The organism is Cyclobacterium sediminis, from assembly GCF_054781075.1.
Window position 1 is genome coordinate 1 of sequence record NZ_BAAGVC010000024.1, and the last position, 511, is coordinate 511.

Consider the following 511-nt stretch of genomic DNA (forward strand, 5'->3'; position numbering starts at 1 on the left):
GCTTTTTTCGGGGTTTTCTTTTTTGTATTTTAAGGTTGCAGAATAAAATACTATGAAAGATACAGCGCAACTACAGATTTTCAAAGACTTCGACGGATATTCTCCAAAATATCATTTTTTTAAGAATTCGTTGTTTGGCCAGATAAAAGATTCTATCCCCTGGGATGAGCTCGCAGGATGTCTTCCGGCAGAGAATACAGGTCCGGGAGCTCCTAGGTGGTTTGATGCCAAGGGAATGTTTGGCATGATGTTCCTCAAGGCCTACCTCAATGTCAGCGACAGACAGCTCATCGAAAGGTTCAATACAGATTACAGTTTGCAGATGTTCTGCGGAAAACTTCTGGCTGAGGACAAACAGATCAGGGATTATACCCTTATGACAGGGATAAGGGCCTATATTGAAGATCACTGTGAATGGGAACAGGTTCAGTCAGTACTGCTCAACCACTGGAAAAGGGATGTGAACAATTCCCATGTACTTCTCATGGATGCCACCTGCTACGAGAGCTAT

1 protein-coding gene is annotated in these 511 nt (G+C 43.1%); it reads left to right on the forward strand.

The window, feature by feature from the left end:
- Positions 1 to 52: 52 nt before the first annotated feature.
- On the forward strand, positions 53 to 511 hold a 459-nt coding region (locus ACYVHJ_RS19345), incomplete at its 3' end, for a transposase (RefSeq protein ID WP_460518134.1).